This window comes from Mycolicibacterium pyrenivorans (genome assembly GCF_025821625.1).
GTDB lineage: Bacteria > Actinomycetota > Actinomycetes > Mycobacteriales > Mycobacteriaceae > Mycobacterium > Mycobacterium pyrenivorans.
Map to the genome: position 1 here is coordinate 1 of NZ_JACKSH010000018.1, position 13,733 is coordinate 13,733.

Genomic DNA, 13,733 nt, shown 5'->3' on the forward strand with positions numbered 1-13,733 from the left:
GGCCATCATCTGATCCCGCACAACGGCCCACCCCGACTCCAAAGCGCACAACCGAATTCGCCCCCACGCCGAGGGTCGATCGGTGAATCAAGGTTAAGGGCCTACCTGGCGCTGAGCGTCCAAGACGACGCCGTGTTCAGCCAGCTTGCGGTGCCGATCGCGGTGGTGCTGTGGCTCTACATCACCGCGTTCGCGGTGCTGCTGGGCGCCGAGTTGAACGCCGAGATCGAGAGGATGTGGCCGCATGAGGACCATCCGTGGCGGCTGCGCCGGCGCAGAAGAAGGCCAGCGCCGGCCGGGCCCCCCGGGTAACCCACTCAGCGGTTGCGCGCGGCCTCGCGGCGGTTGGCCTTCTTGATCGCGTCGACCAGTTCGCCTTTGTTCATCTTCGAGCGTTGCGGGATGTCGAGCTTGCGCGCGACCCGCGTCAGGTGCTTTTTGGTCGCGTTCGCGTTGACCCCTTCAGCGCTCTCGCCATTGGGGTTCGGACCACCGCTGCGTGCACGTTCGTCGGACGGCCCCTTTTTGGGTTTCTTCTCCCACCGGTCGCCGACCTTCTCGAACTTGCGCTTCAGCGCGCTGTAGGCGACCCGGTGGGCACGCTCGGGGTCGCCGTACTCCTTCTCCGCGGCGTCGTGGGCTTTCGCGAACGTGCGCTGAGCCTTCTTCCCGGACTTCCGCAGCGGGCGGGGCAGCTCGCTCTTCTTCGGCTTGCCGCTCTTCTTGGTCATCGGCATCGTGATCGCTCCTCGCATCAGTCGCTCGTCAGACTGCCGTGTTTCGTCAAGCAGCGGCCGCCGAGACGGACATGTGCGATAGCCGTGGCGGCTACGAGTGTGGTACCCGATGTCCCCGCAGCGAAACTCTGCACGGCCCAGGACCGGCGCCGCGCCCGGTGCGTCAGGCCTTTCCGAGGCCTTCGGACCCTAACCCCGGGAGGCTTCAGTGGAAAAGATGAACAGATGGGGAATAGCCACGATCCGAGAGCGTCGCAGGAGAGTCGATTTCCATGAGACCCTGGGAGTCTGCCGCTCTTCGCCGGCGCGGCGGCAGCGGAGTGAGGAAGCACCGTCTTCTTGGCATGATGACCGTGGCCGCGCTCATTTCCGCCTGTGGCGCCGACTTCCCGGTGCATGCGCAACCGTCCGACTTGGGCTGCCAGCAGGCGTTTTCAAGCATCACCGACATGCGCAGCTCGTTGGCATTGCCGCCTTACTTCTCGGAAAGCAATCCGGTGAAGCGTGGCGGTGAGTTCGATCCAAACCGGTACTTTGAAGCGTTCACCCACCTCAAGATGCGGGATGGCTACATGCTGGACTGGGTTTATCACCAAGATGGCATGGGCGGTTACCCGGTCCTGTACGCCCGGCCGGTGGAGCAGCCGCCCTTTGTCGACGAAAGCTCCTTCGAGGCCGTTGCCGACCATCCTGACTACCTCGAATTCGTTGAGCCGCAGGACAGTTCGGAAGGCTATTTCGAGTACGCCGCCTTCGCGATGACGGCCAACCAGTTCTATCTGGACTGGCATGCCAATTACAACGATTGGCAGGTGGTCTGCGGAATCGAGGACGTGGACGAGATCATCCAGTCGCTCGACGATGACGACTTTCCGGGCCGACCGATGACTGCCCGACAACAACAGGACGCGCGAGCGATTGTGACCCCACACTCTGCGGTCGTCATTGATTCCGAGACCGCCACGGTCACCATGCTGGTATTCACCAAGTGGGGCGGCTTCTACCGCCGCACGCTCGTCATCGACCGGGCGACCCATTCAATATTGGACGAGCAGGACCAACCGCTTGTCGAATATGACTGCGGGATCGCGTTTTAGCCGAGCCTGGCGGGGCGATGAAGTGGAGGTCAGGCGTCATCGTCGGAAGCACTCGTGCTGGCGGATGAATCCACCACGGAATCCGTCGTTTCGGATTCTGCCGGCCGCTTCGGTTCCGGGTGATCGTTGGGTCGACTCATCGAGTCCCCGTCGGGCCGTTCGGCCTGGAGCGCATCGTCTAGCGCCAGGCTGGTCAGCGTCGTTGCGTCTGCAGTCGTCGACGTAGCGAACGCGGGGGTATTCGCATCCAAACTGTCCGCGCTGTCCGGCTCAGCCTCATGTGGCGTCGTCGGACTCAGCGAGGCGTCGTCAAGCGGCGCTGCTGCCGATACGGGTGCTGGGCTCGCTGCATCGGGGCCCGCCACGTTCGGTGATGTTGTTTCGGTGTCCGATGTAATCGAAGCAACGGGTGCGGCGACCGGGGGAGCCACGTACGGCGTCGGGTCGCCGTACGGGTCGACGGCTCCCGTGTACACCGGGGGTCCCCCAACACCAAAGGGGCTGTTCGGGACCTGGGTATGGAAAGGCCGATCGGCGGGATCGCCGGTGATGTAGCTGATCGCGTCGTCCCATCCGGTCGGAATCGCTACGGCGAAATCGAACGCGGCGCGGATCAGGTTGGGAATGTAGAAGTACTTGGCCGGTGTCGGCAACCCGGGGTTGATCGTCCGGTCGTATCCGGTTTCGATCAACACGCGCATTGCCGGATCCAGGGCGATGGCCAGCGGACGCCCAACCCACGGCATGTAAGTCAACGGGATGAGTAGCGGGACGACGGGCGCCGGAATCAGGTAGTAGGTGGTGTCCTGGAACTGCCCCTGAAGTTGGGGAGTGCCGGCGCCGAAGTAGTCGTAATGCAGGAATGTCGTCCCCATGAGCGCATTGATGTCAGCCAGCAGGTTGAAAGGATTGGTGGGGAAGTCAGTCCAGCCGTCGTATTGACGCGCGATATCGACGGTCGTCAGGGGGGCCTGCTGCGACGAGTACGTCGGTGTCGCACCGTTGAAAGTCACCCCGAAGAAGGGGATATATGCGCCCACGAAGCGTTCGAGGATGCCGCCGTTAGGCCGATTGGGATTGGCCAGCATCATGAAGCTCACGGTCGAGGCCGCGGGATGAGCAATCAGTTGGAGCTTCTGTTTGCTCGCGATCGTGGAGCTTTCCGAATACGCGTAGACCACATACGAGCCATCACTCACCGTCAGGGGTCCGGTTTCGGTATATGGGGAGACCGTCACCGTACAGGCGTCGCCGCGGATGCAATCGTTGAGATTCGCTTGCCCCACGGCGACAGACTCATCGAAGGTCAGGTCGAAAATGCCGGTGATGAACTTGAACTGCTCGGGGGTGTAGACCGCGATGAGAGAACATGTCGCGCCACACAACCCGCTGGGGGCGATGTAAACGTTGTCGGCGGAATCGACGTAGTCGGTGATGAACTCTGTCGTGTCCTGCGGCACGCTCAGCGGATGCGAGGAGCCGCCCATGATGAGCGCGGTCCCGGCGAGGGCCAGTGCGGAGGTGAAGACCGATGCGACCGTGAGCAGCATGGTGACGACGATCGCGAGGATCGCCACGGTCGCCGAGACGCTGCTACGTCGCATGGTCCACTCCCCAGTAGGCTTCTCGACTTTCGACCTGAGTGTGGCTGCAGAGTCAGCCAAGACGAAGAGACTTTGGTCCCGACCCGGAGTGACGTCAGTAGTCAAGCCGCCAGCAGGGACACGCTGGACCAAGCGAGCGAACCCGCGCGGTCAGCAAAGCACAAGAACGGCGCGGCGGCGTGTCAGGCCGATGCGGCCAGGGCCTGGCTGTCCTCGGCGGCGAAGGTGTCCTCCAACTGCAGTGGCGAGTAATCGATGTCGATCTCGGCCAGGGGGCGGCCCCGTGCGCTGCTGATCGTTCCGAACCGGCGCATGCCCTTGTCAGCGGCGTACTGCTGGAACTCGTCCATGGTGAAATCGAACGGGATCTCGTCATAGAGGGCGAACGCATCGACGGTGTTCTGCAGGGCGAGCGGAATCAGTTCGTTCATCCGGGATTCGAACACCGCCCAGTTCGAATCGTCGGCGGCGACGTGGCGCCGACAGGTGAAGGTGCCCCACGCCATGTGGCGTCGCTCGTCGTCACCGATGCGGCGCACCAGCTCCTGCATCCCCGGCAGGATGCCACGGTCCACGCAAATCCGGTGCCACGCATAGTATCCCGTCAACGCCATCATGCCTTCGATGACGTGGTTGTAGGTCACCGAAGCCCGCACCTGCGCCTCAGCCGACGGGTCAGTGGCCAATGCGTCCAGCGATCGGGGCAGCTCGTCGTAGAACATCTGCCGATACGACGGGAGGTCGTCGAGATAGCACTGAAGGTCGCCGGTCATACCGACGGCGTCGAGCCACAGCCGGAACACCTGAGTGTGCTTGGCCTCCTCGAAGGCGAACTGGGTCAGATACATTTCGTCTCCGAGTCTCCCCTCGGCCCGCATCGCGGCCATGAACGGCTGGATGTCCTGGGTGACCGCTTCCTCGCCGGCGATGAACTGGGCGCACAACCGGGTGGCCCACTCCCGTTCCAACTCCGACAGGGATTCCCAGTCGGCGCGGTCGCGGGAGAAATCGATGTCGGCCGGGTTCCAGAACTTGGCGTTGCCGCCGGCGAAGAGCTTCAGGGGCATGCTGTCCCAGTTGAGCCCACCCGCGACCAATGATTCCGAATGTGTTCTGGCCATGGGTTTTTCCTCCTAGGTGGTGGCCGGATGATGAGGATGTACAGCAGCCTGGAATGCCGCCGCCAGCGCGGCGACATAGCGGCGCACCGCCAGTGCCGGCTGCTCCGGTGACATCTCGTCGAGTCCCAGAACCGGGTCCAAGCCCCTCACGTACGGCGCCAGCGCCAGGTGCGGCAGGATCATCAACAGCAGTGAGAGCAGGGTGTCGATGTCGGCGTCCGGGGCCAGGTCGCCGCGGGCGCGGGCGTCGTGCACCAGTGGTCGCAACACCTCGAGGTAATGGCGGTGGGTCACCGCCCGCACGCTCACCCGCGCGTCGGCGTCGACCTCGAAACTCGCTGCGGCGTGCAACGAGCGCTCACGCGGATGTTCCGCGAAGTAGGCGACCCATACGTCGAGCAGGTCGGTGAGGAACTCGAAGAACGGCCTGCCGGCGTCGAGTTCGCGGATCCGGTCCTCCATGTGGGCCCGCACGCGCTGGCTGGAGACATCGGAGATGAAGGCGTAGAGGTCACGCTTGTCGGCGAAGTACTGGAACAGGCTGCCTTTGGCGACTCCGGCGCGTCGGGCGATGACGTTCAGGCTGCCGCGGGAGAAGCCGTGTGCGGCGAACTCCGTCTCCGCAGCGGCGACCACCGCTGCGCGGCGTTCCCCATCGAGACGGGCCCATGTCACCGTCGGCATCAAGCCTCCACGTCGTATATGACCACTGGTCATATTACTGTGATCCACGCCATAGTCAACGGTCGTCGGACCGAAACAGGTCGAGGGCGGCACGCGAACCTCGCGCGGTGGGACCGTCAGGGCTTGAAGAGAATCCCGTCGTCCGACGCCGCCTTCATCAGCTGGGGAATCGTCAGGGCCCCGTAGCCGGTGTGGACCGGTCCCCGAGAGGTGCCCAGCCACGTCACCATGCCGGGGTCGGGCGCGACGTCCAGGTGATAGGCCTGCACCCCGGGCAGGTGGTACTGGAAGAAGTTCCCGAGGAAGTCCACCAGGAAGATGATGCTGCCGATCAGGCTCCTGCCCCACAGCGCCGATGCGTTGTACAGCGGCGTCATCGCAGCCGGCTCGCCGATCATCACGATCGGGCCGTAGTGCGGTTTGGAGCCGCCCCCGGGCACGTAGGCCGGCATGAACGGTTGCAGGCCGGGCAGGTCGGTGGACATGTACGGCGCCGTGCTCCCGTAGGTGCCGATGTTGACGAACATCGAGTCGGAGCCGTTGCCCGGGACGATGGTGTTGATGCCTGGAGCCTCGAACCCGATACCGGCGAGGCCGATCTGCTGCGCAACGTATTGGGCCTCCCAGCCCCCGAGCGAATGACCCGTGACGAAGATGTCTTCGGAACCGTAGCCCTGCAGAGCCGCCGCGGCCTGCACCCGCTGAGCGAATCGGAGCGCATCGTAGAACGCCCACGGTGTCGTGCGCGTGAAGATGACCTGCAGGTCGGCAAGAACCTGACTGATCGTGATGAGCGGGTTGAACAGCAGATGCGACCCGCCTGTCGTGCCCTGGTAGGCGATGATGACCTGCCCCTCCGGGGTCACCCAGGCCCTGCCCACCATGCCCGAGAATATGTTGGTGGAGACCACCTGGAATCCGTTGACGGTGAACGGCACCAACCCACCGGGGGTTGATCCGAGCACATATCCGGCCGCGGACGCGTTGAGGAACTGGGCCACCGTCGGCGTCGGTGCCGTCGTCGGACCGTCATAGGTCAGGGTCGGCACCGCCGGCAGCACGGGCGGCGTTCGGTCCAGCCCGAACAGCCGCTCCAGTTCCCGGAACGCCGCGAACAACAAGTTGTTGATCGGCTCGAAGTTGATGGGACTCTGGGGGCTGCTCGCCGACTCGGTCAGGTCGAACACCTGCAGCAGCACGTTGATCATGCGGCCAGGCAGTTGCAGCAGCTCGGCGAGCGGCGACAACGGTTGCGGCGCAGTGGGAGTCGCCTCCTCGACCGCGGTCTCACTTGTGACCGCGACGAGCGCCGACGTCGAGGTGTCCGCCTGCGTCGCTACCGATGGTTCGGCGAGCACTAGCTGCGCGCTGGGGACCTCGATGGTCAGAAGCCGGGCTGCCGGGGAGGGTGCCGCTTCTGGGCGGCCGACCGGGTGCTCATCGCGGTCGGGCTCCGCCTCCGCCGCGACGCCACCCTGCCCCGTGGTCGAATCTACTTCCGCGACATCATCATCCGGAATGACGGATTCGCTGGAGGGGGAACCAGCAGGTGGAGCCTGCTCGTGGAGATCCTCGGGCGTGGTCGCGGACTCGGGCTCGACTGGGTCGGCAACCTCGCCTTGTGGGCCTGCGGTGTCGGAGGAGTCGTCGGCGTCGGATGCGTCGGCGTCGGCGGCGGTCTCGGCGTCAGAGATCTCGGCGTCGGGATCCGCGTCATCCCCCTGGGGTCCCGCCGTCTCGGGCTCGTCCTGACCGTTCGCGCCTTCGCCGGGGTCCGACGGCGCGTCGTCCTTCTCGGCCTCGCCACTGACAGGATTGTCGGAACCGGCGGTCGCTCTGGAGGTCGAAGTGGAGCCGGTGGAGTCGGCCCATGCCACGACCGGCGCCGGCGTGACCACAAGTCCCACCCAGAGCGCCATCGCGGCGATGCCGTAGCGAAGCGGCCTGACCATTCGACGTGGTTCCTCGACACCGTCCATCGCGACGTCTCCTCCTGCACCCGACCGCCATCTGACTTTGACAACATACGATGTCTGTGAGAGAAGTCACAATCGGGCGGCCCACGGCCTCGCTGACGGTCGACGCGTCCACGCTGCCATGGCGCATAACCAGGGCGTAGCCATCCCGCCGTACCCTGATGTGGTGGTCGTCCCCGCTCCCGAACTGCACCCCGGCGTCGCCGTGCTGGCGCCGCTACTTGGAATTTGGGCCGGAGAGGGTTCGGGGGAATACCCGACGATCGAATCGTTCGGCTACACCGAGGAGGTCGCGTTCGGCCACACCGGCAAGCCGTTCCTGGCCTACGTCCAGCGCACGCATGCCGCAGACGACGGGCGGGCCCTGCACATGGAGACCGGCTACCTGCGCGTGCCCGCCCCGAACCGCATCGAGTGGATCCTCGCCCACCCGACCGGCATCACCGAGATCCAGGAGGGGCCGCTGACCGTCGACGGCGACACGCTGCAAATGGACCTCACCTCGACCGCGATCGGCCGCGCCGAGTCGGCGAAAGAGGTGACGGCCGTTGGCCGTTCGATCCGTCTCAGCGGTGACGTGCTGACCTACACCCTGGCGATGGCTGCGGTGGGGCAGCCGCTGCAACACCATCTGTCGGCCGTGCTGCGCAGGGTGACGGCCTGATCATCGAACGCGAGGGTCGCACAACGCTGCGAGACGTCAGCGTGTGCAAAACCCGAGCGCCCTACTGACCTGCATCACGACGCCAGCGAGTTGCCCTCTCGCGGCGCCGATGCCGACCCTGATCCTGCCCGGATTCGCGGTCGCAGGCCGTAGTCGTCCGCGCGAAGGGCGATGTCGCCGTAGCTCGTCAGGTCCTGTTCGGTCCCCAGCGTGAGCTCGGCCGCCGTCTTCGCCTGGAGGAGGGCTATCACCGCCTGCTGATGATGCTCGGTACCGAACGAGGTGAGTGCCAGCGAGAGCTTCCTGTCGACGTACTGCACCGACCGCTGCAGGTCCACATCGGTCGGCTCGACCGCGCGAGAATCCGTCCGTCGCGCCGATTCGGCGTCGAGCCCGCGGTACCAGCGGTGTCCGAGCGCGCCAAGGATGCCGGCGCAGACCGGCACCACCACGACTGTGCACATCAAACCCAGAGCATTGTCGAGCGCGATGGCACCCACGATGCCGAGGAGCATCAGCAGGACGGCGCCGGAGAACAGCTTCACGGCCGCGGGCACCGCTTCGAGCCGACGCCACAACGTTGCGATGACCCGGGCCCCGTACCGGGCAGCGCCTGCCACGGATCTGGCGATGGCCCCGACTGCCGCGAGCGCGATGTGGCCCGCCTCATCGGCATGCTTGCGGGTCACCGGGGACTTCGGTATCGACCACTTGGGTCCGGTCGGGCGGTCTGCACTCGCCGGTTCAGCTGCGGGATGCGCGACGGACGGCTCGTTCGACGCTTCGGCCGGCGGATCGATGTTGTTCACATTCGCATCAGCAGTCACATCCGTATCATCGCCCAGTTGCCTCGGATGCCGACGCTGGCGCGCCGACGTGTGGCCCTCTGCTCAGCCCTTCGACGGCACCGCATCGTTGGTGGGCAGCGGCCGGCGCACGGCCGGTATGACGAGGCGGCGACGCAATCGGAAGTCCGACTCCCGGAAAAGACAACTCATGGCGGCGACGGTGCCGCGAAGATCGTCGCGGGCGGTGAGGTAGGCCCAACGGTGCGCGTCGGGCAAGACGAAGAACTGCTCGAAGAAGCCGGGAACCTCGGGCGGGGGCATCCGCAGGAGTGCTTCCAGGCCGATCCGCCGGACGCGGTGAACCACCTGCGCTGCCCGCGGCCAGACGGTTCGTTGGGCTGCAGCCAGCGCCTCACCGGGACCATCGGGCAGGTGCGCGGCGATCGCGCCGGCCACCTGCGGGGCGAGCCGGAGGGATGCGGCCACGCTGAACCCGGTCGCCGGGTGAATGAGCGGTGCGGCCGCACCGAAGCCGAGCACCCCGGACCCGGCGTGTCGGGGATGGTCCACTCGGAAGGAGACCTTCTCGTTCGGTGCGTCTGTCGGCGGTGCGATGTCGTGGCGGGCTAGTCGGGCGTGGAGCCGCTGGCGCAGTGTTGAGATCGGCAGCCCCGGCCGGCGTGCCAGCGAGGTTTCTTCCACCAGCACTTGGCCACCACCCAGCGGAATCGCATAAAGGAAAGTGGGCCAACCGCTTTCACCGTGATCGGTGCGCCAGTCCATGAACAACGCATCCCCGGCCGCCACCAGCGGCTCGGCCGTTTGTTCGTCGACGATCAGTCCGTATGCCGTCTGCTCAGCGGGTGTCCCCCGCGACGGGGCGGGGTCCAGGGGACGCCATCGGCCTCCGGCGTCGACGACGACGGCGGCTCGAAGGTGTGACCCGTCGGCCAAGGCAACCACGCCGCGCTCTGGCGACCCGACCGCGCGCCCGGTGTGGATGTGCACCCCGGTGAGCTGGTCGGCGAGATGCGCTTGAAGCGCGGGCACGTCGAGGACGGCGTACTCCCAGCCCAATCGGTGTTCGGTCAGCGCGATCGCCCGGCCCGCGGCTCGGGCGGCGACGACGGATGCCGGTAGGTCGGTCGGCAGCTCCCGGCTCCACAGCCCGTAGGTCGCCCTCCACGGTCGCTCCGGAGCGGGGTCGAGCAACGTGGTCTCCAGGCCAACTCGGCTACAGGCACCTGCCAGCGCCGTACCCGCGGGTCCGCCCCCGACCACTAAAACGTCCATTTCATCCCATCGTGCCCCATCGTCTCCGAGCCCCCGCCACTGAACTCAACGGCGAAATGCGGACATCCGCCGCGGGGCCCTGGATGAACTCACCGGCGGCGGGGCGAGCCACCCTCGCTCAACGGCTCTGATTGCGATACCGCCGTGCGACGCAACCTGCTGCACTCAATGATTGCTGCGGGATCGATCGGCAGTGGGATGGTTTTCGTACATTCACGCCACCACGGCGAATCCCGAGAGACCCCCCGACCGCGGCCAGAAGGGTGGGGTAGACCGCTATGAGGACCCCGATGCGGTCGACGGGCATGCCGCTGGTGTCGAACAAGATGCACCGGAGAGGAAACCGGCGTGCAGGTCGGATCAGCAGCGAAACCCCGCTTGTCAGCCGCCTCATGAACCGCGCGTAAGTCGCGACTGACGTCGACGACCAGCGCCGGTCCGTCACCCAGGTCGACGAGGTTCGCCGAATTGCCCAGTCCTTCATCGACCATCGGTACCAGATCAACCCCGGCCAACATTATGCCCTCCGTTTCGCGGGCGCGTTCCTTCTATCGACGACGGTGTTGTAAATGAACGATGGAATGCAGAGGTTCGTGGTGCTGGCCAGTCCGCCGACGACAATCAGCAGGACACCGAGCGTGATCCCCACGATGTCTGCGCCGACGTAGAAAGCCCAGCCGGTCGCGATGAGCCAGACTGTCGCGACGACAAAAACAAAGTGCCGCTGCGGGCCAGAGTTGGGCAGCGGCACTGTGCGGGTCAGATAGCGCATTCCGTAGTTGTAGAGAAGATCAAACGGGTGGAACGGGAGGAAGATCCCCACGGATGTGATCGCCGCAAGCGACCACAGCACCACGGGAGACGTCACCACCACACCGACCAGTGTGACCAGGGTGCCAAGCGTGTATGTCCACCGCATCCAGGGCGCAAGTTGTGTGAGGGTTTCATCGGTGAGTCCGCAAAAGCCCTGAGCCTCAAGGCGATGTCGGACTGTAGGATTCACAGACATTGTCATACTCCTTGGCGCTAGGCCGGTCGTGCAGTTGTGCCCGGTAACGTCCGCCGGCGACCGCGATGAAGGCCCGGGATGAGCATCGGCACGTGGACGCGGTAGTCGCGATAACGATCGCCAAGCGTTGCAGTGAGGTCGCGTTCCTCCAATTGCAGCGCGATCAGGATGTAACCGGTGGTGGCAAGGGCGAACAGTAGGTGTCCGGCCGTCATTGTGGGGGCCGCCCAGAACGCGACGATGAACCCCAACATGAGCGGATGCCGCACGACTCGATAGAGCAGGGTCGCGCGAAATTCAGTGTTGGTGTATGGGATTCCGCGCCAGGCCAGGTACACCTGCCGAAGTCCGAACAGGTCGAAATGGCTGATCATGAACGTCGAGAGCAGAACGGTCGCCCAGCCCAGGCCGAACAGGATCCACAGTGCGACTCGCCCCGGCATCCAGGTGACGTCCCAGACGATCGCCGGCATCGTCCGCCACTGCCAGAACATCAGGAAGAGCACCAACGATGAGAGCAGAACGTAGGTGCTGCGCTCAATCGTCTTGGGCACGAACCGCGTCCACCGACGTTTGAATGCCGGGCGGGCCATCACGCTGTGCTGCACGGCGAACAGGCCGAGCAACAACACGTTGACCACAAGGGCTTCCCCGAGCGGCGCAGTGACGCCGTCATCGATGCTGCGCGGGACAACGATGTTGCCGACGAAACCGATCGCATAGAGAAACGCCGCCAGGAAGATGACGTAGCACACGGCCCCGTAGCCGATGGTGAGTAAGCGTGTCATCGTGGACCTCCTGGTGTTGTGACCCGTTACCTGATCGTGCGTACGGGCCGCCCCGAGAGCCACCACTCCGGGTAGCCCTCGGTGAGGCGCTGCGCCCTGAGCCCGTGTGCGCGCAGCACCGCGACAGCGTCGTCGGCGTACACGCAGTAGGGCCCGCGGCAGTACGCCACGTATTCCTTGTCGTCGGAAAACTCCGCCACCCGGGCCGAGATGTCCGAAACGGGGACAGAGTGCGCCCCGGCGATATGTCCTGCCGCGTACTCCTGCTCGGGTCGCACATCGAGCACCACGACCTCGTTATTGGTCATGCGACGCGCCAGCTCGTCAGGTGTCACCGGTTCGAAGTCGTCGCGCTCACCGAAGAAATCGTGCACGACCCGGTCCACCTCAGCGAGATGCTGTTCAGCGGTATGACGCAGTGCCACAGCAAGGCTCACGACCTCGCGTCCGGCCAGCCGGTAGTGCACGAACAGGCCCTCCCGGCGGGACAGCACAAGTTGGGCCTGCCGCAGTTGTTGCAGATGGCGGGACGCGTTGGCGATCGACAGGCCGGTCTCGGAGGCCAGCGATTCGACTGTGCGCTCACCCTGCGCAAGGACTTCGAGGATTTCTAGGCGGTGAGGACTGGCCAGCGCCTTGCCGATGCGGGCGAACTCGCCGTAGAGCCTGTCTTTGAAGGCACGCTTGGCGCCTGCCTCAATAATCACCTATTCAAGGTAATCCTTGAATAGGCTGTTCACAAGCCTCAATGTACGGCGGAATCGGTGCCCCCACTGGGACTCGAACCCAGACTTGGCGGATTTTAAGTCCGCTGCCTCTGCCAATTGGGCTATGGGGGCCACGCCGTCGCTGATCCTACGATGGCCCCCGAGCGCGCCCACGGCGAAGCTTGGACGAGGTCAGTAATGCTCCCGCGTCGGACCTCAGCTTGTCGGCGGCTCGTAATGGGCGTGCGGATGTTCCCGGTGCCAATCCACCTGCTGCTCCTGGGTCTTGCGATGCCGGAATGCCAGCCAAGCCAGTCCCGCGCCGCCGAGTAGCACCGCCAGCACCACTCCGATGATGCCGAGGGTCGTATCGCCATTGGCGAAAGCGAACAAGCCTGCGGACAGAGCCACCAGTCCGATGCCGATGGCGATCAGACCGACCGCATGCTTGCCCGCCTTCATGGTTTCGCCGGCGTGCTGCCGGGTGGTGCGGGCGTGGTCGACGGGATCTCGGGATGTGTCGGGCATGGGTTTCCTCCCTGACGTCATTCGTAGGGTTGATAGAGCGATTGCTGAAGCAGCCGTGCCAGATGCGCGGCGTTGCGGGCCGCGGCTGCCGTCGCCGACGCCACCGCCTCGGGCACCTCGTCGAGATCGGTGTAGTCGGTGGATTCCATCGCGGCACCGTTCCAGTACGTGCAGCCCTGCGCGGGGATGCTGAATCCGATGTCGTTGAGCCCCTGGAACACATCGGCGACGGTCTTGTGCGCACCGTCCTCATTGCCGACCACACTGACGATCGCCACTTTGCCGGCCATCGCCGGACGTCCCTGGGAGTCCTTGTTGGACAACTCGGCGTCCAGCCGCTCGAGAATCCGCTGAGTGATCGAGGACGGATGACCCAGCCAGACCGGGGTGCTGACGAGCAGGATGTCGGCGTCGAGAACCTTGTCGCGGATCTGCGGCCACTGGTCGCCACCGCCCATATCGGCTTCGACCCCGGGAGCGATGTCGAAATCGACGCAACGCACCGAGTCACAGACCATGCCCTGGGCACGCAGCGTCTCGAACACATGCTCAGCGATTAGTGCACTGCTCGACGGAGCGGGCGAGGGCTTGAGGCTGCCGATCAGCGCCAGGGCACGGAGAGATATCGACGTTTCTGCCATGGCGGGTTGATACCCGAAACCTCGGCGACCTCAAACAGCAGCGACCGGGAGACGTCCGTCTCAGGTCATCGATCAACCGGCGCGCACGCGTTTCAG

At 65.1% G+C, this 13,733-nt stretch carries 15 protein-coding genes, 1 tRNA gene and 1 pseudogene; 3 read left to right on the forward strand and 14 right to left on the reverse strand.

The genetic code is table 11. The features are described from left to right. The coding region (locus tag H7I57_RS01585; RefSeq protein ID WP_264021502.1) for a YhjD/YihY/BrkB family envelope integrity protein at positions 1-312 on the forward strand (312 nt) is incomplete at its 5' end. Positions 313-317: 5 nt separating this feature from the next. Here H7I57_RS01585 and H7I57_RS01590 read toward each other — a convergent pair. Next, complete coding sequence (locus H7I57_RS01590) at positions 318-737, reverse strand: ChaB family protein (protein WP_264021639.1); 420 nt, start codon at positions 735-737, stop codon at positions 318-320. 347 nt (positions 738-1,084) lie between these two features. On the opposite strand from H7I57_RS01590, the gene H7I57_RS01595 reads away from it, so the two are divergent. Beyond that, positions 1,085-1,834: a hypothetical protein gene (locus tag H7I57_RS01595; protein WP_264021503.1), complete on the forward strand. Its 750-nt coding sequence runs from the start codon at positions 1,085-1,087 to the stop codon at positions 1,832-1,834. A gap of 29 nt (positions 1,835-1,863) precedes the next feature. Here the strand turns inward: H7I57_RS01595 and H7I57_RS01600 are convergent, their stop codons facing one another. From H7I57_RS01600 to H7I57_RS01615, 4 genes are all read right to left on the reverse strand, one after another. Further along, positions 1,864-3,411: a PE-PPE domain-containing protein gene (locus tag H7I57_RS01600; protein ID WP_264021504.1), complete on the reverse strand. Its 1,548-nt coding sequence runs from the start codon at positions 3,409-3,411 to the stop codon at positions 1,864-1,866. Between the two features lie 209 nt (positions 3,412-3,620). Continuing rightward, on the reverse strand, positions 3,621-4,559 hold the full coding sequence (locus tag H7I57_RS01605; protein WP_264021505.1) for a R2-like ligand-binding oxidase: 939 nt from the start codon (positions 4,557-4,559) through the stop codon (positions 3,621-3,623). Between the two features lie 12 nt (positions 4,560-4,571). Beyond that, positions 4,572-5,243 carry a TetR/AcrR family transcriptional regulator gene (locus H7I57_RS01610; RefSeq protein WP_264021506.1) on the reverse strand — a complete coding sequence of 224 codons (672 nt, stop codon included), beginning with the start codon at positions 5,241-5,243 and terminating at the stop codon, positions 4,572-4,574. A gap of 116 nt (positions 5,244-5,359) precedes the next feature. Next, positions 5,360-7,195, reverse strand: a complete 1,836-nt coding sequence (locus tag H7I57_RS01615; RefSeq protein ID WP_264021507.1) for a hypothetical protein — start codon at positions 7,193-7,195, stop codon at positions 5,360-5,362. 190 nt (positions 7,196-7,385) lie between these two features. Here H7I57_RS01615 and H7I57_RS01620 point away from each other — a divergent pair, with 190 nt between their 5' ends. Then, complete coding sequence (locus H7I57_RS01620) at positions 7,386-7,883, forward strand: peroxynitrite isomerase (protein ID WP_264021508.1); 498 nt, start codon at positions 7,386-7,388, stop codon at positions 7,881-7,883. 74 nt (positions 7,884-7,957) lie between these two features. Here the strand turns inward: H7I57_RS01620 and H7I57_RS01625 are convergent, their stop codons facing one another. The 9 genes and pseudogenes from H7I57_RS01625 to H7I57_RS01660 all read right to left on the reverse strand — a co-directional run bounded on the left by H7I57_RS01625 (position 7,958) and on the right by H7I57_RS01660 (position 13,637). After that, complete coding sequence (locus H7I57_RS01625) at positions 7,958-8,710, reverse strand: hypothetical protein (protein ID WP_264021509.1); 753 nt, start codon at positions 8,708-8,710, stop codon at positions 7,958-7,960. A gap of 63 nt (positions 8,711-8,773) precedes the next feature. Further along, positions 8,774-9,964: a lycopene cyclase family protein gene (locus H7I57_RS01630; protein ID WP_264021510.1), complete on the reverse strand. Its 1,191-nt coding sequence runs from the start codon at positions 9,962-9,964 to the stop codon at positions 8,774-8,776. 327 nt (positions 9,965-10,291) lie between these two features. Continuing rightward, positions 10,292-10,479 (reverse strand): annotated as a pseudogene (locus H7I57_RS33400) (MBL fold metallo-hydrolase); the annotation flags it as partial. Positions 10,480-10,481: 2 nt separating this feature from the next. Continuing rightward, entirely contained in the window at positions 10,482-10,973 is a 492-nt protein-coding gene (locus H7I57_RS01635) for a DUF4395 family protein (protein ID WP_264021511.1), read from the reverse strand. A gap of 17 nt (positions 10,974-10,990) precedes the next feature. Next, positions 10,991-11,761, reverse strand: coding sequence for a methanethiol S-methyltransferase (mddA, locus tag H7I57_RS01640; RefSeq protein ID WP_264021515.1), 771 nt, complete (start codon positions 11,759-11,761; stop codon positions 10,991-10,993). Positions 11,762-11,787: 26 nt separating this feature from the next. Continuing rightward, positions 11,788-12,468, reverse strand: a complete 681-nt coding sequence (locus tag H7I57_RS33405) for a metalloregulator ArsR/SmtB family transcription factor (protein ID WP_264021516.1) — start codon at positions 12,466-12,468, stop codon at positions 11,788-11,790. A 58-nt stretch (positions 12,469-12,526) separates the two neighbouring features. Further along, positions 12,527-12,600: transfer RNA gene (locus tag H7I57_RS01650), tRNA-Leu, on the reverse strand. Positions 12,601-12,684: 84 nt separating this feature from the next. Further along, positions 12,685-12,996 carry a DUF2157 domain-containing protein gene (locus H7I57_RS01655; RefSeq protein ID WP_264021517.1) on the reverse strand — a complete coding sequence of 104 codons (312 nt, stop codon included), beginning with the start codon at positions 12,994-12,996 and terminating at the stop codon, positions 12,685-12,687. Between the two features lie 17 nt (positions 12,997-13,013). Beyond that, positions 13,014-13,637, reverse strand: coding sequence for a flavodoxin family protein (locus H7I57_RS01660; RefSeq protein WP_264021518.1), 624 nt, complete (start codon positions 13,635-13,637; stop codon positions 13,014-13,016). Positions 13,638-13,733: the final 96 nt, after the last annotated feature.

Bases quoted from the DNA above. Each gene is read 5' to 3' on its own strand.
- H7I57_RS01590 (WP_264021639.1), bottom strand. From the start codon at position 737: ATGCCGATGACCAAGAAGAGCGGCAAGCCGAAGAAGAGCGAGCTGCCC.
- H7I57_RS01655 (WP_264021517.1), bottom strand. From the start codon at position 12,996: ATGCCCGACACATCCCGAGATCCCGTCGACCACGCCCGCACCACCCGG.
- H7I57_RS01635 (WP_264021511.1), bottom strand. From the start codon at position 10,973: ATGTCTGTGAATCCTACAGTCCGACATCGCCTTGAGGCTCAGGGCTTT.
- H7I57_RS01630 (WP_264021510.1), bottom strand. From the start codon at position 9,964: ATGGACGTTTTAGTGGTCGGGGGCGGACCCGCGGGTACGGCGCTGGCA.
- H7I57_RS01610 (WP_264021506.1), bottom strand. From the start codon at position 5,243: ATGCCGACGGTGACATGGGCCCGTCTCGATGGGGAACGCCGCGCAGCG.
- H7I57_RS01615 (WP_264021507.1), bottom strand. From the start codon at position 7,195: ATGGTCAGGCCGCTTCGCTACGGCATCGCCGCGATGGCGCTCTGGGTG.
- H7I57_RS01660 (WP_264021518.1), bottom strand. From the start codon at position 13,637: ATGGCAGAAACGTCGATATCTCTCCGTGCCCTGGCGCTGATCGGCAGC.
- H7I57_RS01595 (WP_264021503.1), top strand. From the start codon at position 1,085: ATGACCGTGGCCGCGCTCATTTCCGCCTGTGGCGCCGACTTCCCGGTG.
- H7I57_RS01605 (WP_264021505.1), bottom strand. From the start codon at position 4,559: ATGGCCAGAACACATTCGGAATCATTGGTCGCGGGTGGGCTCAACTGG.
- mddA (WP_264021515.1), bottom strand. From the start codon at position 11,761: ATGACACGCTTACTCACCATCGGCTACGGGGCCGTGTGCTACGTCATC.